At 60.2% G+C, this 16810-nt stretch carries 16 protein-coding genes; 14 read left to right on the forward strand and 2 right to left on the reverse strand.

The window, feature by feature from the left end:
- The first annotated feature begins 25 nt into the window (after positions 1–25).
- The 7 genes from AC1ENN_RS04485 to AC1ENN_RS04515 all read left to right on the forward strand — a co-directional run bounded on the left by AC1ENN_RS04485 (position 26) and on the right by AC1ENN_RS04515 (position 6180).
- The gene (locus AC1ENN_RS04485) at positions 26–526 is read left to right on the forward strand and encodes a MarR family winged helix-turn-helix transcriptional regulator (protein ID WP_449648575.1); all 501 of its coding nucleotides are present in this window, start codon (positions 26–28) and stop codon (positions 524–526) included.
- A gap of 121 nt (positions 527–647) precedes the next feature.
- On the forward strand, positions 648–2111 hold the full coding sequence (locus AC1ENN_RS04490; protein ID WP_480406765.1) for an aldehyde dehydrogenase: 1464 nt from the start codon (positions 648–650) through the stop codon (positions 2109–2111).
- Between the two features lie 2 nt (positions 2112–2113).
- Positions 2114–3025, forward strand: coding sequence for a DODA-type extradiol aromatic ring-opening family dioxygenase (locus tag AC1ENN_RS04495; RefSeq protein WP_480406766.1), 912 nt, complete (start codon positions 2114–2116; stop codon positions 3023–3025).
- Positions 3018–3896, forward strand: a complete 879-nt coding sequence (locus tag AC1ENN_RS04500; protein ID WP_480406767.1) for a fumarylacetoacetate hydrolase family protein — start codon at positions 3018–3020, stop codon at positions 3894–3896. Before AC1ENN_RS04495 ends, AC1ENN_RS04500 begins: the two co-directional genes overlap by 8 nt.
- On the forward strand, positions 3893–4084 hold the full coding sequence (locus AC1ENN_RS04505; protein ID WP_009774276.1) for a ferredoxin: 192 nt from the start codon (positions 3893–3895) through the stop codon (positions 4082–4084). The genes AC1ENN_RS04500 and AC1ENN_RS04505 overlap by 4 nt, the downstream gene beginning before the upstream one ends.
- Positions 4084–5310, forward strand: a complete 1227-nt coding sequence (locus AC1ENN_RS04510; RefSeq protein ID WP_449648572.1) for an NAD(P)/FAD-dependent oxidoreductase — start codon at positions 4084–4086, stop codon at positions 5308–5310. Before AC1ENN_RS04505 ends, AC1ENN_RS04510 begins: the two co-directional genes overlap by 1 nt.
- A 54-nt stretch (positions 5311–5364) precedes the next feature.
- Positions 5365–6180 (forward strand): carbon-nitrogen hydrolase family protein, encoded by an 816-nt coding sequence (locus AC1ENN_RS04515; RefSeq protein WP_449648571.1) that lies wholly within the window; start codon positions 5365–5367, stop codon positions 6178–6180.
- A gap of 12 nt (positions 6181–6192) precedes the next feature.
- On the opposite strand, the gene AC1ENN_RS04520 is transcribed toward AC1ENN_RS04515, so the two are convergent.
- Positions 6193–7395 (reverse strand): aminotransferase class I/II-fold pyridoxal phosphate-dependent enzyme, encoded by a 1203-nt coding sequence (locus AC1ENN_RS04520; protein WP_449648570.1) that lies wholly within the window; start codon positions 7393–7395, stop codon positions 6193–6195.
- 94 nt (positions 7396–7489) lie between these two features.
- Here AC1ENN_RS04520 and AC1ENN_RS04525 point away from each other — a divergent pair, with 94 nt between their 5' ends.
- The 6 genes from AC1ENN_RS04525 to AC1ENN_RS04550 all read left to right on the forward strand — a co-directional run bounded on the left by AC1ENN_RS04525 (position 7490) and on the right by AC1ENN_RS04550 (position 13319).
- On the forward strand, positions 7490–8038 hold the full coding sequence (locus AC1ENN_RS04525; protein WP_480406768.1) for a hypothetical protein: 549 nt from the start codon (positions 7490–7492) through the stop codon (positions 8036–8038).
- Positions 8032–8847: a PKD domain-containing protein gene (locus AC1ENN_RS04530; protein ID WP_480406769.1), complete on the forward strand. Its 816-nt coding sequence runs from the start codon at positions 8032–8034 to the stop codon at positions 8845–8847. Before AC1ENN_RS04525 ends, AC1ENN_RS04530 begins: the two co-directional genes overlap by 7 nt.
- Before the next feature lie 140 nt (positions 8848–8987).
- A complete protein-coding gene (locus AC1ENN_RS04535; protein ID WP_480406770.1) occupies positions 8988–10475 on the forward strand; it encodes a trypsin-like peptidase domain-containing protein in 1488 nt (495 codons plus the stop codon).
- A 129-nt stretch (positions 10476–10604) separates the two neighbouring features.
- Positions 10605–11633 carry a glycosyltransferase family 2 protein gene (locus AC1ENN_RS04540; RefSeq protein WP_480406771.1) on the forward strand — a complete coding sequence of 343 codons (1029 nt, stop codon included), beginning with the start codon at positions 10605–10607 and terminating at the stop codon, positions 11631–11633.
- A 4-nt stretch (positions 11634–11637) separates the two neighbouring features.
- Complete coding sequence (locus tag AC1ENN_RS04545; RefSeq protein ID WP_480406772.1) at positions 11638–12456, forward strand: CDP-alcohol phosphatidyltransferase family protein; 819 nt, start codon at positions 11638–11640, stop codon at positions 12454–12456.
- The gene (locus tag AC1ENN_RS04550; protein ID WP_480406773.1) at positions 12453–13319 is read left to right on the forward strand and encodes a glycosyltransferase family 2 protein; all 867 of its coding nucleotides are present in this window, start codon (positions 12453–12455) and stop codon (positions 13317–13319) included. The genes AC1ENN_RS04545 and AC1ENN_RS04550 overlap by 4 nt, the downstream gene beginning before the upstream one ends.
- Positions 13320–13398: 79 nt before the next feature.
- On the opposite strand, the gene AC1ENN_RS04555 is transcribed toward AC1ENN_RS04550, so the two are convergent.
- Positions 13399–15327, reverse strand: coding sequence for a DEAD/DEAH box helicase (locus tag AC1ENN_RS04555; RefSeq protein ID WP_449648564.1), 1929 nt, complete (start codon positions 15325–15327; stop codon positions 13399–13401).
- 190 nt (positions 15328–15517) lie between these two features.
- On the opposite strand from AC1ENN_RS04555, the gene AC1ENN_RS04560 reads away from it, so the two are divergent.
- Complete coding sequence (locus AC1ENN_RS04560; protein ID WP_480406774.1) at positions 15518–16810, forward strand: CDP-glycerol glycerophosphotransferase family protein; 1293 nt, start codon at positions 15518–15520, stop codon at positions 16808–16810.

Raw genomic sequence — 16810 nt, forward strand, 5'->3', positions numbered from 1 at the left:
CTAAATGCGAGCGAGGGGACCCTCCGTGGCCGGACCACACACACTCACTGAAACAGAGCGTCAAGTGCAGGAGAAAGTTGGCGGGTTACCGCTGGACTACTCGGCGATGGCAGTTGCTTCGAATCTGTTTCGCGCAGCGAACGCCGTGCGGAACCACTTTGAACGCACGGTGCTTTCTGAGCACAACCTGTCGTGGACGGCTTTTGTTGTGCTGTGGGTCACGTGGATTTGGGAGCCCATCGAGACGCGCCAGATCGCGCTCGAAGGAGGATTTTCGAAAGCCACTCTCACCGGCGTTCTCTCCACTCTCGAGCGTCGTGGCTGGCTCACTCGCGCTCGCAGCGTCAGTGACGGTCGTCTAGTTGTGGTGAAGCTCACTGATCGCGGCCGCGAACTGATGGTGGAGCTTTTTCCTGCGTTCAACCTGCAGGAGCAGGCCGTTACTGGCCCCGTAGATCCCAACAAGCGTGAAGAGCTCGCGGAGATGCTTCGAGTGATTACCGCTGGTGTCGAGCCAAAGAACTAGCTTTCCCGCGGTTTTTTAGTTGCCGGATGCCCCGAACTCTTGTTTGGGCTCGAATCACTCGCTAAGGTAAGTCATTAGCATCCGAATGACTTAACGGCGAGCGATTCGAGACGGGAACACTATGACCAACGTTGAAGTAGCCGGAGTGACCGTCGATACGCGGCACTTCATCAAAGGAGAACGCGTCGCCTCAGACGACACCTTCACCAACGTGTCACCGATCGATGCCAGCGCACTCGGTGAGATCTCCCGAGGCGGTCAACGCGAAGTTGACCTGGCCGTCGCCGCCGCTCGCGCCGCCTTCCCCGGCTGGGCTGCCACCAGCCCCCAGGACCGTGCAGCGATCATGCACAAGATCGCCGACCTCGTCGAAGAACGTGTCAGCGACCTCGCCAACGTTGAGACGATGGACAACGGCGCGCTGCTGCGCAGCCACCTGCGCGGCGTGATGCCGCGAGTGGCCCACAACTTCCGTTTCTTCGCTGACTACCTCGTGAACGACCTCGGGCATCCCGACTTCGAAACTCGAGGCCACAACAACCACGTCTCGTGGGACCCTTCGGGAGTCGCCGCGCTCATCACGCCGTGGAACGCACCGCTGATGCTCGCCACGTGGAAGATCGCCCCGGCGCTCGCCGCTGGCGACACGGTCGTGCTGAAGCCGGCCGAATGGACGCCGCTCACGGCCTCCCTCTTCGCCGACATCACCGCCGAAGCTGGCCTTCCCGCCGGCGTGTTCAACGTCGTTCAGGGGTACGGAAAAGAAGCGGGCGCCGCGCTTGTCGCCCACCCCGACCTCAGCCGCATTTCGTTCACCGGCTCGGTGCCGACGGCCAAGTCGATTGCCCGCGCGGCCGCTGACAACCTCACTCCGTGCAGCTTCGAGCTCGGCGGTAAGAGCCCCTGCATCGTGATGGAAGACGCCGACCTTGAACTCGCGGCTACCCTCGCGGTTGAGCAGTACGACAACGCTGGGCAGGTCTGCCTCTCGGGCACGCGCATTCTTGTTCACGAGAACATTGCGGATGCCTTTGCCGAAGCATTCAAGGCCAAGGTCGCGACCCTGCGCCAGGGTGACCCGCGCGACCTCGAGACCGACATCGGTCCGCAGGTTCACCGCGTGCACTTCGAGCGCATTAAGGGATTCGTCGATCGCGCGAAAGAAGGCGGAGCAGACATCCTCTTCGGAGGCGGCCCCAACGCTGAACTCGGCGGGCTCTACTTCTCGCCGACGCTCGTCAAGAACCCCGAGGTCGGCAGTGAAATTGTCACGCAGGAGGTCTTCGGGCCGGTGCTGACGATGCAGACCTTCACGACGGATGACGAACTCGTCGACATGGCGAACGGCACCGAATTCGGTCTCGCCGCCATTCTCGTTTCGGGCAACCGCGAGCACGCCGACGTTATCGCCAAGCAGCTGGTGGCCGGCACGATCTGGGTCAACTGCTTCTTCGTGCGCGACTTGCGGGCCCCCTTCGGCGGCTCCAAGAAGTCGGGGGTTGGCCGCGAGGGCGGCACTTGGTCGTTTGATTTCTACGCAGATGTAAAGAACACGGTGGTTTCGCCGAACGGATGGAAGGAATAGTCATGGGAGAAGTTGTTGGCGCTGGGCTGATCGCTCACGTACCTACGATCATGTTGCCCAAAGAGATCCGCATGGAACTCAATGAGGGCAAAGATTCAACGCTCGTCGAAGGCCTCGAACGACTCCGCAAGGACTACTTCGAGAATGACGATTACGACACAGTCGTCGTACTCGATAGCCACTGGGCGACCACGGTTGAGTTTGTTGTCACGGCGCACGAGCGTCGTCACGGCAAGTTCACGTCAGAAGAGCTGCCCCGCGGAATGAGCGGCGTTCCCTACGACTTCATTGGAGACCCCGAGCTCGCAAAGCTCATGGGGGAGCAGGCCGAAAAGAACGGCACCTGGATCACTCCGATCGACGACGAATATCTGCCGATCATGTACGCCACGATCAACCTGTGGGACTACCTGGGCAAAGGCCTGCCCGATAAGAAGTGGGTGAGCGTCTCAATCTGTCAGACCGCCACCGATGAAGACTTCTTGCGCGCGGGGCGTGCCATTGGTGAGGCGATCGCCAAGAGCGACCGTCGCGTCATCCTGCTCGCTTCTGGTGCACTTTCGCACACGTTCTACAAGCTGCGCGATCTGCGCAAGCACGAGATGGCCGATCCGGCCCACATTTTCTCGGATGCTGCCCGCGAGGCAGATTACGAACGTCTCGAGTGGTTCAAGGCTGGCGATCACGCTCAGGTACTTGAGACAATGCCGGCGTTCCACAAGGTGCGCCCCGAGGCAATGTTTGGTCACTGGCTCATGACGGCGGGGGCGATTGGCGAAGAGGCGTGCACTGCTCCCGGCGTAATGTACAGCGATTACGAAAACTCCATCGGCACCGGTCAGGTGCACGTGTGGTTCCCGAAGCCAGAAGGTGGCTTCCCAGCAGCAAAGGATGTGGTTCTCTCTCGTGACTGAACTCCGCAGAATACTTCTTGATGGATACCCGACGCAGGTAACGCGCCACGACGAGACTCTCGTCGCTGGCGACGGCCGCGAGGTTGGCGTCGAAGATGCCATCCATTTGCCGCCGACCGAGCCGAGCAAGATCATCGCTGTGCACTTGAACTACGCGAGTCGCACTGAAGAGTTCATGACGAAGCTGCCGTCGGCTCCGACCTACTTCCAGAAGCCGGTTACCGCACTCAACACCCACAAGGGTGATGTTGTGCGGCCTGAAGGCTGCAAGTGGTTGAACTTCGAGGGTGAAATTGTCATCGTTATCGGTCGTACGTGCCGCAACGTTTCGCCAGAGCAGGCCAGCGACTATATCGCCGGTTACTCGATCGGCAACGACTACGGTCTGCACGATTTCCGAGACACGGATGCCGGTTCAATGCTGCGCGTCAAGGGAAGCGACACGCTCGCCCCGGTCGGCCCCGGTCTCGTCACGGACTGGGATTTCCGCGGCAAGCAATTGCGCACCATCGTGAACGGTGAGGTCAAGCAAGACGACAACACCGACAACATGGAGTGGGACATGAACTACCTCGTGGCCGACATCGCACGCACGATCACGCTGAGCCCCGGCGACATGCTGTTCTCGGGAACGCCAGCGTTCTCGCGTCCGGTGCAGCCTGGCGACGTTGTCGAGGTCGAAGTTGAAGGCCTGGGCAAGCTCACGAACCGTATCGTTACGGGCCCGACTCCGATCCGCACCGACGTGGGGGCACAGCCCACGGAGAGTGAAGAGGTAATGTCGACCGCAATGGGTGGCGACTGGGAGTTCCGAGGCATTCGAACTCCGTCGAAAGATCTCTACCCGTCGAAAGTTGAGGAAAAGCGATGATCAAAATTGAAGTCGACATGAACCAGTGCCAGCACTACGGCCAGTGTGTGTTCGAGGCACCAGACAACTTCAAGCTCAACGACGACGACAAGCTTGAGTATGTGGCGGAAGCGCCCGACTCGGAGCGCGACAACATTGAAGCCGCTGTTGATGTGTGCCCGATGCAGGCCATTCGAATCGTCGAATAGTGTCTGAGGCTAACCCCGCCGCACCGGTCGTTATTGTCGGTGCGGCGATGGGTGGGCTGCGCGCGGCGGAGTCTCTTCGTCGTTCGGGCTACACCGGTGCGATCCGCGTAGTTGGCGACGAGCTGCATGCGCCCTATAACCGTCCGCCTCTGTCGAAAGAGGTGTTGGCCACGGACGTGACCCACGAGGCTGTGGCGTTTCCGTCGCGCGCTGAGATGGGTGATGTTGAGTGGATGCTCGGGGTGCGGGCATCCGCGGTCGACCTTGATGCGCGAACCCTGACCACTGACGACGGCAACGTGCAGGAGTGGCGTGCGCTCGTTATCGCGACGGGCCTGCGAGCTCGCCGCTTGGATTTTGCCCCGATTGCTGGCCGTCACGTTGTTCGTTCACTGGATGACGCGATGGCGTTGCGCGCAGAGCTCACTGAGGGTGCGCGCGTTGTTGTTGTCGGTTCGGGCTTCTTGGGTTGCGAACTGAGCGCAACCGCTCGCAAGTTGGGTTGCTCGGTCACGATTGTGACGCCGAGCGTTGAACCGATGATTCGTCCACTTGGGTCGTTGGTGGCGAAAGAAATGCGCCGCCGGCTCACCGAGGAGGGCGTGGACATTTTCTCTGGCGTGACGGTTGCGGCGATCAATGGCGAGACTTCGGTTGAGTCTGTTGAGCTGAGCGACGGCCGTGTCATTGATACTGACGTTCTGATCGAGTCGGTCGGATCGGACTGCAACATTGAGTGGCTTGAGGGCACTGATCTCGATTTGAGTGATGGGGTGCTCGCCGATAATGCGATGCGCGCGGTGACTGTCGATGGTGTCGCTCGCGATGATGTTTATGTCGTTGGCGATATTGCGCGCTTTCCGAACCCCATGTTCGATGATGTTCCGCGTCGAATCGAGCACTGGAATATTCCGACTGACACCGGCAAGCGTGCTGGTGCTGTGTTGGCGGCGCGCCTGGCCGACGATGAAACCTTTGCTGAGGTCGTGGCGAAACCGTTCGCTCCGATGCCCTCATTCTGGTCGAACCAGTTCGAGATCAAGCTGCAGGCTTATGGCCTTTTGGGTTTGGTGTCGGATGATGACATCCGCATCCTCGAAGGGGATCTCACCGAGCAGGCTGCCGTGGGCTACTACCGCGACAACCGTCTCGTTGGCGTGCTGGGTGTTGGCATGAAGGCCGCGCTGCTGCCGTATCGCAAACTCATTGCTGAGGGTGGCGTTTAGCTTTTCTGCTTTCGTTCCCGGCCTGTTGCTGGGGTCGGGTCGTAGGGTGGGGGAATGACTTCCGCTTCGACTATTGCTGTAGCCCAGTTCGCCCCCGGTGACGATCGCGATGGGAACATCGCGACGATCACTGAGCTTGCTGAGCGGGCGGCGTCACGTGGTGCGAGCTTTGTGGTGTTCCCCGAGTACTCGGCCTACTTCACGCCGACAATGGGTGATGACTGGTTGGCGGCGGCCGAACCTCTCGATGGTCCTTTCGTTCAGGCGCTGACGTCATTAGCGCAGCGGTTGCGCATTCATGTCGCTGCCGGAATGTTGGAGTCGAGCAATGAAATCGGCCGCTTCTCGAACACTCTCGTGGCGATCGCTCCGACAGGTGCTCTGGTTGCGACTTACCGCAAGCAGCATCTCTACGATGCGTTTGGTCAGCGAGAATCCGACTGGGTCATTCCGGGGTCGATTGGTGCGCCGGAGACGTTCTCGTGGGAGGGCTTCACTGTCGGTTTGCAGACCTGTTACGACATCCGTTTCCCTGAAGTGTCTCGCCGTTTGGTGGATGCCGGAGCCAACCTCATTGTCGTGCCTGCCGAGTGGGTGCGTGGGCCGCTGAAGGAGTATCACTGGCGCACACTTCTCACGGCACGGGCGATTGAGAACACTATTTTTGTGGCGGCCGCCGATCATGCACCGCCAATTGGTGTTGGCCACAGCATGGTCGTCGACCCGATGGGCGTTGAGTTGGTGACGATTGGTGAGCGAACGGATGTCGCGGTCGCCCACATTGAGCACGCTCGCCTTGATGAGGTGAGGGCGATCAATCCCGCGCTGGAGCTGCGCCGTTATGGTGTGCATCCGCGCGAAGAGCGGTAGCGCTCCCAGGACTTAGTGGCGCGGTTTCATTCCGGAGAGCTGGGCGGCAGCGCGGTCGAGCACGTCGGTTTGTTTGCAGAACGCGAAGCGGATGAGCGTGTTGTAGTCGCCATGGTTTTCGGGGTGTACGAAGGCGGTGACGGGGATTCCGACGACACCCGCGAGGTCGGGCAGGGTGCGGCAGAAGTCGGCAGCATCCGTGACTCCGAGGGGTGCGGCATCCGCGATGATGAAGTAGCCAGCTTGGGGTGTGGTGACGTCGAATCCTGCACTGCGTAGACCTGCGCCGAGGGTGTCGCGTTTGCTGGCGAGACCGCTGGCGAGGCCGTCGAAGTAGTCATCTGGTAGCCCGAGACCGACAGCGATTGCGGGTTGGAATGGTGCACCGTTGACGTAGGTGAGGTACTGCTTGACCGCCATGATGGCTTGCAGGATGGGCTGTGGTGCGGTGATCCAGCCAATTTTCCAGCCGGTGGTGTTGAACGTTTTTCCGCCGCTGGAGATGCTGATGGTGCGGTCGAAGGCACCGGGCAGGCTCGCGATGGGGATGTGTTCGTGGCCGAAGGTGATGTGTTCGTAGACTTCGTCGGTCACGATGAGGGCATCGTATTTGTGCGCGAGTTCAACGATGAGTTCGAGGGTTTCGCGACTGAGAACGCTGCCAGTGGGGTTGTGGGGGCTGTTGAGGATGATCAGTCGGGTGCGTCCGCTGAACGCTGCTTCGATGTCGTCGTGGTTGGGCTGAAAGTCGGGGGCCCGCAGCGGAACGGTCACGTGGGTGGCGCGCGCGTAGTTGATTATGGCGCCGTAGGCGTCGTAGAAGGGTTCGAGGGTGATGACCTCGTCGCCTTCGTTAGTGAGTGCGAGGATTGTTGCTGCTAGCGCTTCGGTTGCACCTGCTGTCGCGAGCACTTCGGTGTCTGGATCAATTTCGATTCCGTAAAAACGCTCTTGGTGTTCGGCGATTGCATTGCGCAGCACGGGAAGGCCATTGCCTGGCGGGTATTGGTTGACACCATCGCTGATGGCTTTGCGTGCGGCATCCAAAACTTCGATGGGGCCATCTTCGTCCGGGAATCCTTGCCCGAGGTTGATGGCGCCGGTGCTCACGGCGAGTGCCGACATTTCGGCGAAGATTGTTTGGCTCAATTGCCCGTCGGTGCCGAGCAGCATGGCGCCATTGGCGGCGCGTTCCCAAGATCCAGTAACAGTCATTGTTCCGCAAGCCTAACGAGTTGCGGGGCCGGTTTCAGTTTTTGGCTGTGGAAAGTCGAGCACCTCATTCGTGTGGGCTGTTTAGCGTCGACATATGCGGCTACCGAACCTCGTACGTGCGTCGGGTGGCGCGCTCCTCCTCACTTTGCTGAGCGGATGCGCGCCGTCCGATGCTGCGGCCCCACCCGAACCGACCTCCACCTTCGTGGCGCCCTACGCGACCGACGAAGAAGCCCTTGCGGCGGCGGAGGAGGCCTATGCGGAGTATCTGCGTGTAATCAACTATCACCTGCACGAAAGTGTGGTCGATGAAGCACTGCTTGCGACCGTTGCTGATGGCGAAGAGCTGGAAAAATTGATCGAGTCACACTCGCGTCTAGCAGAGGAGTCCACGCGGAGCGTTGGAGAGGTGACATTTGATCAGACGCGACTGCAGCGCTACTCAGCTGACGGTTCTCTTCTCGAAATTCTGGTTGTGTATGTCTGCGAAGATCTGTCGAACGTTTATCTTCTTAAACCTGACGGCACGCGCGTGACTGAGCAAGTTTTCGGCACCGAACTTGTACAGATCACCTTCGACTTTTCGGATTTGCAGCAGTCCCTTTTAGTTTCGGATCGTGAGCCGTGGGGAGAAAGTTGTTAGCGAAAATCTCACTGGCTTTAGCCGGTTTAGTCCTTGCAGCAGGAGGGTTTACGGGCCCCCTGCAGGCGACTTCGCCAGACTGCTCGCTCGCCGGAAAACTATCTGGTGCGTGTCCGGAAGCGAGCGTCGCCGATGGCGCCGTCGAGCTCGGCGCCACAACCGAGGTGCCCGCGACGGGCGGCACCGCGCCGAACGACAACTCTGCGGATGGCGTCACCTTTGAGGCTCCCATAGAGCCAGTCAACTCTGTGGGGGAGAGTTGGTGTGATCTTCAGCGACTTCCGTGCGTGCCGTGGACGCCACCCGCCGCTGACACAGCGTCCGGCCCCATCACCATCTCTGACATCGCAAGCTTTCGACCGCAAACTCCGGTAGCGGGAATGCAACCTAACCAGTGGATGATCGTGGGTCTAGACACCAACTTCTATGCCACCGCATCCGCCCACATCGTCAACGGCACCCTCTTTGGTGGAACCGCCCAAGTGCGATTCACGCCCGTTGGATACAACTGGAACTATGGCGATGAAACCACCGCAAGCCTCAACTCCGCAGGCACAACCTGGGCCAAATACAAGATCGCCGAATTCGACCCAACACCAACAAGCCACATCTACAACCAACCCGGCAACTACACAATTACCCTCGCCGTCACCTACACCGCCGAATACCGGGTCGCAGGAACCAACTGGCAAAACGTCATCGGAACCCTCACCATCAACGCCCCACCACTCACCGCAACAGCCGGCCACGCCACCACAGTGCTCGTCGACCAAGACTGCAACATCAACCCCACCGGAATCGGCTGCTAACAACCACAACAGCCACCAACCCACCAACAACACCGCAACACCCCGACGAACTCCTGCCTAGCGCGCAGCCCACCCACAGCCGACCTAAATAGAATGCACAGGTTGGCGATGGAGGCTAGCACCGCTGAAAGGAGCACCCCATGACCGAAAACCCCCAAGAATCCGACCCCAGCAACAACCCCGAAGAAAACAGCACCCCAAGCAACAACCCCGAACCCACACAAACTTCATCCACAGATGCCGTAGCAAACGAAACCGCACCAGTGGAAACAGCACCCGCAGCACGCGCAACCCCCGGCACCGCCGTCACCAGCGCCTACCCAGCCCCGGCAGGTACGCCCAACGCTGCAACCGGAGCAAGCTTCGGCCCCGGCGCGACCGCCGCCGCCGCTGACGCCAACGCAGAAACTGCAGCCCCCAAAAAGAAATCGGGCATGACACTCGGACTCGTCGCTGGCTTCGCCATCGTCGCGCTCCTCGGAGGCGCATCCGGAGCAGGCGTAGCACTCTGGGCAGTCGGCAACCAAGCAACCTCAGCCGTTAGCGGATCAACAAGCCCCGCCGCCATCACCGTCAACGACCCCGGCAACGCCACCCTCGTCACCTCCGTGGTAGCAAAAGCAGCACCCGCCATCGTCACCATCAACGTGAGCGGGCAAAACACCGGCGGCAGCGGATCAGGCGTCATTATCAGCGCAGACGGCAACGTCATCACCAACGCCCACGTCGTGACCCTCGACGGCAAAGTCGCAGACCCGAAAGTCACAGTCACCACCAACGATGGCCGCCTCCTTTCAGCAACAGTCGTCGGTTTCGACTCCATCTCAGACATCGCCGTCATCCACATCGATGACGCTAGCGATATGCCCTTCATAGACATTGCAGACTCCAGCAAACTCAACGTCGGAGACGCCACCGTCGCTATCGGTGCACCCCTCGGACTCTCCGGTACCGTCACCAGCGGAATCGTCAGTGCCCTCAACCGCAGCATCACCATCGCATCATCGGCCCTGCCAGAAGACCCCGAAACTGCTCCAGAGCCCGACGGAAGCCAAGCCCCCGACCTGTGGAACTTTGACCTCTTCGGCGAAAACGGCAACGGCGGTCAAAGCACAGCGAACGAAGCCTCAGTGGCGCTCTCGGTGATACAAACGGATGCCGCCATCAACCCCGGAAACTCCGGAGGTGCACTACTGAACTCAGACGGTGAACTCATCGGAATCAATGTAGCCATTGCCTCCTCTGGTGGCACCGCAGGCAGCATCGGTGTTGGATTCGCGATCCCCGCAAATCTCGCCAGCCGCGTCGCAAACGAAATCCTCGAAAGCGGCACAGCAACCCACGGCCTTCTCGGAGCATCCGTCGCCGACGTCACAGACGACCCCGCCCAGAGCGATGCCGAAGTTGTTGGCGCAAGCATCGTCGGCATCTCAGACGGCGGAGCAGCAGCGGATGCCGGACTCAAAGTAGGCGACATCGTCACCAGCTTCGACGGTCTCCCCATCACCAACAAGACTGACCTCACCGCCCAAGTACGCGCGTCCTCGGCCGGCGAAACCACCAGCATCACCTACGTGCGCGACGGCAAGGGATACACCGTCGACGTCACCCTAGGTTCGCTCCAGTAACGCGAACCGAACCACGTGCGCGGCACGCACAGGCCAACGCCTGTGCGTGCCGTTTACGTGTGTAACCACCGCAGTCGGCGGCCAACGCGATAAGCTCGACCGACAATTCAGTCTGACGTATTGGAACACATGGCAAAGAAGGCTCAAGCCCTCACGGGTGTTTCATACGTGATGCCCGTACTCAACGAAGTTGAGCACATTGAGGCCGCCGTCGACAGCCTCACCGCGCAAGATTACGAAGGCTCCTTCGAAATCGTGCTTGCGCTCGGCCCCAGCGTCGACGGAACAAACGCTGTCATCGACGAAATGGCGCGCCTCGATCCGCGCATCCGTCACATTCCTAACGAACTCGGTTCCACCCCTGGTGGCCTCAACGCCGCCATTCGCGCCTCAACCCACCCCATCGTTGTGCGGGTAGACGCCCACTCCGTGCTGCCACCCAGCTACACCCGCATCGCAGTCGAAACGCTCGAACGCACCGGTGCCGACAACGTTGGCGGCATCATGAAAGCTGAAGGCCGCACGCCGTTCGAGCGTGCCGTCGCCCACGCCTACGGCTCACCAGAAGGTCTCGGCGGAACCCAACACCACACCGGGGGAAAAGCTGGACCAGCAGACACCGCCTACCTCGGAGTGTTTCAACGTGACCGCCTCGTCGAAGTCGGACTCTTCGACGAAGACATCAAACGCGGTCAAGACTGGGAACTCAACCGTCGACTCCGCGCAAGCGGCGGAACAGTGTGGTTCACCCCAGAACTTCAAGTCGTTTACCGTCCGCGCTCGAGTCTTCGCAAACTCATCCGCCAATTTGTGGCCACCGGAATCTGGCGTGGAGAACTCGCCCGCCGCTTCGGCACCGCAAACTCTCTGCGCTACTTTGTGCCACCCCTAGCCGTGCTCGGCACGCTCCTCGGACTCATCCTGGGAATCACTGGCAGCGCCACAAACGCGAGCTGGCTGAGCCTCGCCTACATCGCCCCGATCATCTACGCACTCTTCGTGCTCGCCGCCTCCGGCATCGCCGCAGCAAAAGAGGGGCTACGATCAGGTCTTTGGTATCTGATCGTATTGCCGTGCATCCACTTCGGATGGGGCACCGGCTTCATCCTCGGATTCCTCAAGCTCACCAAGAACATCACTGCGCATACGGGAAGGTAACAGCGTGTCCACCCCCACACCAGCAGACCCCTCAGCCCGACCGCAGAGCATCGCTCAACTACGAGAAGTAACGCAACCACCAGAAGTCCGGATGCGTGCCAATGCCGAACACTGGACGGCCTCGCTCTACCTACGAGACATCTCGCCGTACCTGACCTGGATGCTGCTGAAGACATCCATCAGCGCCAACGGCGTAACCGGCCTCATGATCCTCACTGGCTGGCTAACCGCCGCCGCCCTCCTCATCCCCGGATTCACCGGAGCCGCCCTCGCTCTCATCCTCGGCCAAATGCAAATGCTCGTCGACTGCAGCGACGGTGAAGTCGCCCGCTGGCGGAACACGCGCTCACCGGCAGGAGTGTTCCTCGACAAGGTCGGGCACTACAGCACCGAAGCCCTCATCCCCATTGCTCTCGGCATCCGGGCTGCAGGCTGGCCTCTCGACTTTCCTGCAGACTTCGCCTGGACAACCGCAGGCTTCGCGCTCGCACTCCTCATCGTGCTCAACAAAGCACTCAACGACATGGTTCATGTCGCACGCGCCAATGCCGGTCTTGAGAAACTGAGCGACCGCAAGGGCGAAGCAGAACCCAGCCACAGCCTCGTCGCGAAACTGCGTCGGCTCGCGCGATTCGTTCCCTTCCACCGCCTGTACCACTCGGTAGAACTGACGATGATCGCGTTTGCAACAGCAATCATCGCCCTCTTTGTGCCCGCACTCGCTGCAGAACGCACCGTGCTCCTCATCCTGCTTCCATTCGCAGCACTCGCGTTGGCTGGGCATTTCGTCGCGATTATGGCGTCCAAGCGCGTTCGCTCATGATCCACCGAATTGGTGTTGTTTCCCTTTCGCAGGGAAAGCGCCCCGACGACCTTGCCCGAGGACTTGCCACCCTTCAGGCGCAGCAGGATGTTGATCTCGACATCATCGTCGTCGGCAACGGCTGGGAACCGGTTGGGCTCCCGGATGGCGTGCGCGGCCTACACCTAGCCGATAACCTGGGGATTCCCGCTGGTCGCAATCGCGGCGTCGACCACGTGCACGGTGACTGGATATTCTTCCTCGACGACGATGCCAGCATCCCGTCACCAACATTCTTGCGCGATGCTGTTGAGAAGATAGTTGCTGATCCCACAATTGGGCTTCTGCAGCCGCGCGTCGAAGATGCCGAAGGCAAAGAGAATCCTCGCCGCTGGATCCCACGCATTCGCAAGGGCGACCCGCGGCATCCCAGCGCCGTCTTTTCGGTGTGGGAGGGCGCTGTACTCATGCCTCGCGCCCTGTTCGATGAGATCGGTGGCTGGGGCGACCCGTACTTTTATGCCCATGAAGGCATAGAGCTTGCGTGGAGAGTGTGGGGAGCGGGAAAGCGAGCTTGGTATGCCGGCGATCTGGTCGCGAATCATCCCGCTATCGACCCTGCCCGCCACAGCTACTACTACCGACTCAACGCCCGCAACCGCATCTGGTTAGCGAAACGCAACCTGCCGGTGCTCCTCGTTCCCGTCTATGTCGCCAGTTGGACGGCAATACAGATTCTGAGATCAGCGAGAAACCCTGTCGGCATGCGAGCGTGGTGGGGCGGTTGGTTTGCGGGATGGAGCCAGAATCCTGGTGGCCGTCGCAGCCTCAGTTGGGAAACCGTGATGCGGATGGCGCGTGCCGGTCGCCCTCCGGTGATCTAGTTCCTCTACTACCCGTTAACTGACTCAGCGGCAGCCTCCACGTTTCCGTGTCGAGGCGGCCGCTGAAGCAAAGATGCTGCTAGCTGCGTGGCTTGCGCGTCGGACGATCTTCGTACCGGCTGCCGCTGTCACGAGAACCGCTGTCACGTCCAGCGTCATCACGAGGGCTCGAGTCGCGCTTGTTGTAGCCACGTGACTCTTCACGTTCGCGGTTGGCGCGAGCGCCACCCTCGAAGGAGCGATCGCGGCTCGGGTACTTTCCGTCGCCGCCCCGTGCTCCGCCGCCATTTGCCTTGCGGTCGGGGCTGATCTCGATCAGCTTTCCGCTAATGCGGGTATCGCGGAGGCGATCCAACACATCTTTCGACATGTCGGCGGGCAACTCGACGAGCGAGAAGTCTGGACGAATCTGGATGTGACCGAAGTCGTCACGATTTAGCCCACCCTCATTGGCGAGAGCGCCAACGATCTGGCGGGGCTCAACGCGCTGGCGCTTGCCAACCTCAATGCGGTACGCCGTCATCGGCTTGGTAGAGCGTGGGCGACGTTCTGGGCGGTCGCCGCGGTCACTGCCGCGGTCGCCACCACGCTCGGGGCGGTCGTTGCGCGAATTGCGCTCCTCGCGCTCCGTGAACCGCTGGGCGCGTTCCTCTTCTGCCGACAGCAGCAGGGGAGTCTCACCCTGAGCTACAACGGCAAGGGCGGCAGCAACATCCGCCTCAGGAATATCGTGGTGCTCAACATAGTGGGCAATGATGTCGCGGAAAGCAGAAATGCGCGGCTGCTGGTTGAGCGCCTCAGTGATGGCGTCATCAAAGCGAGTGAGTCGCGTGGAGTTGACATCTTCAACGGAGGGAAGCTGCATCTGGGTCAGTGGCTGGCGCGTTGCCTTCTCGATTGCGGTGAGCAATCGACGCTCGCGAGGGGTCACAAAGCTGATTGCTGAACCGCTGCGACCTGCGCGGCCGGTGCGACCAATGCGGTGAACGTACGACTCAGTGTCAACCGGGATGTCGAAGTTGACGACGTGGCTGATGCGGTCAACGTCGAGCCCACGAGCAGCAACGTCTGTTGCGACGAGGATGTCGAGCTTGCCCGACTTGAGCTGGTTGACGGTGCGCTCACGCTGAGCTTGAGCTACATCACCACTGATTGCTGCAGCCGAGTAGCCTCGAGCCCGCAGCTTCTCAGCCAAGTTTTCGGTTTCGCTCTTGGTGCGAACGAAGACGATCATGCCCTCAAAGTTTTCAACCTCGAGGATGCGCGTCAACGCGTCGACCTTCTGCGGGTACGAGACAACGAGGTAGCGCTGGCTCGTGTTTGCCGAAGTCGTGGTCTGCGACTTGACGGTGATTTCTTCAGCGTTGTTCAGATACTTCTTGGAGATGCGGCGGATCTGAGCCGGCATCGTGGCCGAGAAGAGTGCAACCTGTTTGTCATCTGGGGTATCGGCGAGGATCGTCTCAACGTCTTCGGCGAAACCCATTTTGAGCATTTCGTCGGCCTCATCGAGAACGAGGTACTTGAGCTCGGAAAGGTCAAGGGTGCCCTTAGCGAGGTGGTCCATGATGCGGCCGGGAGTACCGACAACAACGTGAACACCGCGGCGCAGGGCCGACAGCTGCACGCCGTAGGCCTGGCCGCCGTAAACGGGAAGCACGTGTACGCCACGCATGTGGGTTGCGTACTTCTCGAAAGCCTCACACACCTGCAACGCGAGTTCGCGAGTAGGGGAGAGCACGAGAGCCTGGGGCTTGCTCTGGGAAACGTCGAGGCGCGAGAGAATTGGTAGCGCGAACGCTGCGGTTTTTCCCGTGCCGGTCTGGGCGAGGCCGACTACGTCACGCCCCTCCAGAAGAGTAGGAATAGTGGCTGCTTGGATAGCCGAAGGCGTCTCGTAGCCAATGTCACGGACCGCTTTCAATACCGCATCGCTGAGCGCGAGGTCGGAGAAAGTGATCGCGGTCTCGGTGGAGTCAGACGGTGCGGTTGAATCAGAATCGGTCATTCTATCAATCGTACCTTCTAAACCTGCGAAAACCTGCGGATTCCAGTACTCTGCCCCACCAATGCCAGATCAACGATGGCGAGTACTATCGAAAGAGCGGCCCAATTTCACTCCACCGCATCAGCATCGGCTCGATAACGGTGTGGTGGGAAGTGCGTTGCACCGGCCCACCACTGATTTGATTGAGACCATGGCGCTACTGAAAGACTTCACAACTGCCCGCAAAGTGGTGCGCACAATGCTGCGCTCGCGCCGCAATCGACGTCGAGTCGCCCAGATCGTTGGCGAACATCCGCTACCGACTTCTGGCTCCGTAAGCATCGCCGTCTATTTTGCTGACACCAAAGTAAATCTTTACCAAATGCGTCAGTGGTACGCACCGCTTGCCGAGCTCTCTAAGCGTTTTCCGGTTTCGATCATCGCCCGGTCTCCCAGTTCGGTGTTGGCGTTGTGGGATGAGGCGCCAGTTCCCACTGTTTACCTGCGTCGCGTTTCTGAGCTTGAACAGTTCGTTTCGGAGCAGCCGCTGAAGATTGTGTTTTACGTCAATCAGAATGCCAAAAACTTTCAGATGTTCCGCTATGGCCGCATGTGGCACGTTTTCATCAATCATGGTGAGAGCGACAAGATGTACATGACGACCAACCAGTTCAAGGCTTACGACTTCAGTTTCGTGGCCGGGGAGGCTGCCCTTGATCGCCTCAGCCAAAAGCTCTGGGATTTCGATCTCAAGAAGCGGGCCATCCCGATCGGGCGACCGCAGGCCGATCATTTCGCTGGTGAGCTGCCTTACACACCCGATGACCGCATTGTCGTTCTCTATGCGCCAACGTGGGAGGGCGACCGCGAAGCTGCGGCATACGGTTCCATTGCGACTCACGGTGTTGCTCTGGCCACAGCTGTGCTTGCCAGCGACAAGCACCGCTTCATTTACCGTCCGCACCCCCGAAGTGGCGTTGTTGACCCGGAGTACAAGAATGCGAACGTTGCGATCATTGCGGCGATTGCTGAAGCCAACGAGACTGATCCTTCAGTTCAGCACATTTACGATGACGGAGATGAGCTGGGTTGGCAGTTGGTGGCGGCGGATGTCGCGATCACTGACGTTTCGGCAATGGTCTATGACCGGCTCGCCACGGGCAAACCGCTGATTGTTGCTCGCCCGGCATCGCCTTTGGCCGATATCGATGAGGCAGGTTACCTAGGAGCGTGCGAGTGGTTGCCCGCTGACCAGGCAGAAAATATTCTGTCGATCGTCGAGCGGGTTCAGTTTGATGCTGAAGCGCAAGAACGTTTGGGGTATTGGGCGGAACGTCACTTTGGCGATACCAGTCCCGGTGCTGCGACAGCCCGGTTCCACGACGCAGTGGAGTCGCTGGTAGCGCTCTGGCACCGTCACGCCCAGATCCACATTGGTGACCGTCAGGGCAGCGAAGGCGATCCTTTTGAGGATGACGACGACGAGTCACCTGCTGCCGAGTAG

This window comes from Rhodoglobus sp. G.S.23, assembly GCF_056675935.1.

What these genes read in the sequence shown, in the direction of transcription:
- AC1ENN_RS04490 (WP_480406765.1), top strand. Translation starts at nt 648, where the DNA reads ATGACCAACGTTGAAGTAGCCGGAGTGACCGTCGATACGCGGCACTTC.
- AC1ENN_RS04495 (WP_480406766.1), top strand. Translation starts at nt 2,114, where the DNA reads ATGGGAGAAGTTGTTGGCGCTGGGCTGATCGCTCACGTACCTACGATC.
- AC1ENN_RS04505 (WP_009774276.1), top strand. Translation starts at nt 3,893, where the DNA reads ATGATCAAAATTGAAGTCGACATGAACCAGTGCCAGCACTACGGCCAG.
- AC1ENN_RS04515 (WP_449648571.1), top strand. Translation starts at nt 5,365, where the DNA reads ATGACTTCCGCTTCGACTATTGCTGTAGCCCAGTTCGCCCCCGGTGAC.
- AC1ENN_RS04520 (WP_449648570.1), bottom strand. Translation starts at nt 7,395, where the DNA reads ATGACTGTTACTGGATCTTGGGAACGCGCCGCCAATGGCGCCATGCTG.
- AC1ENN_RS04525 (WP_480406768.1), top strand. Translation starts at nt 7,490, where the DNA reads ATGCGGCTACCGAACCTCGTACGTGCGTCGGGTGGCGCGCTCCTCCTC.
- AC1ENN_RS04535 (WP_480406770.1), top strand. Translation starts at nt 8,988, where the DNA reads ATGACCGAAAACCCCCAAGAATCCGACCCCAGCAACAACCCCGAAGAA.
- AC1ENN_RS04540 (WP_480406771.1), top strand. Translation starts at nt 10,605, where the DNA reads ATGGCAAAGAAGGCTCAAGCCCTCACGGGTGTTTCATACGTGATGCCC.
- AC1ENN_RS04550 (WP_480406773.1), top strand. Translation starts at nt 12,453, where the DNA reads ATGATCCACCGAATTGGTGTTGTTTCCCTTTCGCAGGGAAAGCGCCCC.
- AC1ENN_RS04555 (WP_449648564.1), bottom strand. Translation starts at nt 15,327, where the DNA reads ATGACCGATTCTGATTCAACCGCACCGTCTGACTCCACCGAGACCGCG.
- AC1ENN_RS04560 (WP_480406774.1), top strand. Translation starts at nt 15,518, where the DNA reads ATGGCGCTACTGAAAGACTTCACAACTGCCCGCAAAGTGGTGCGCACA.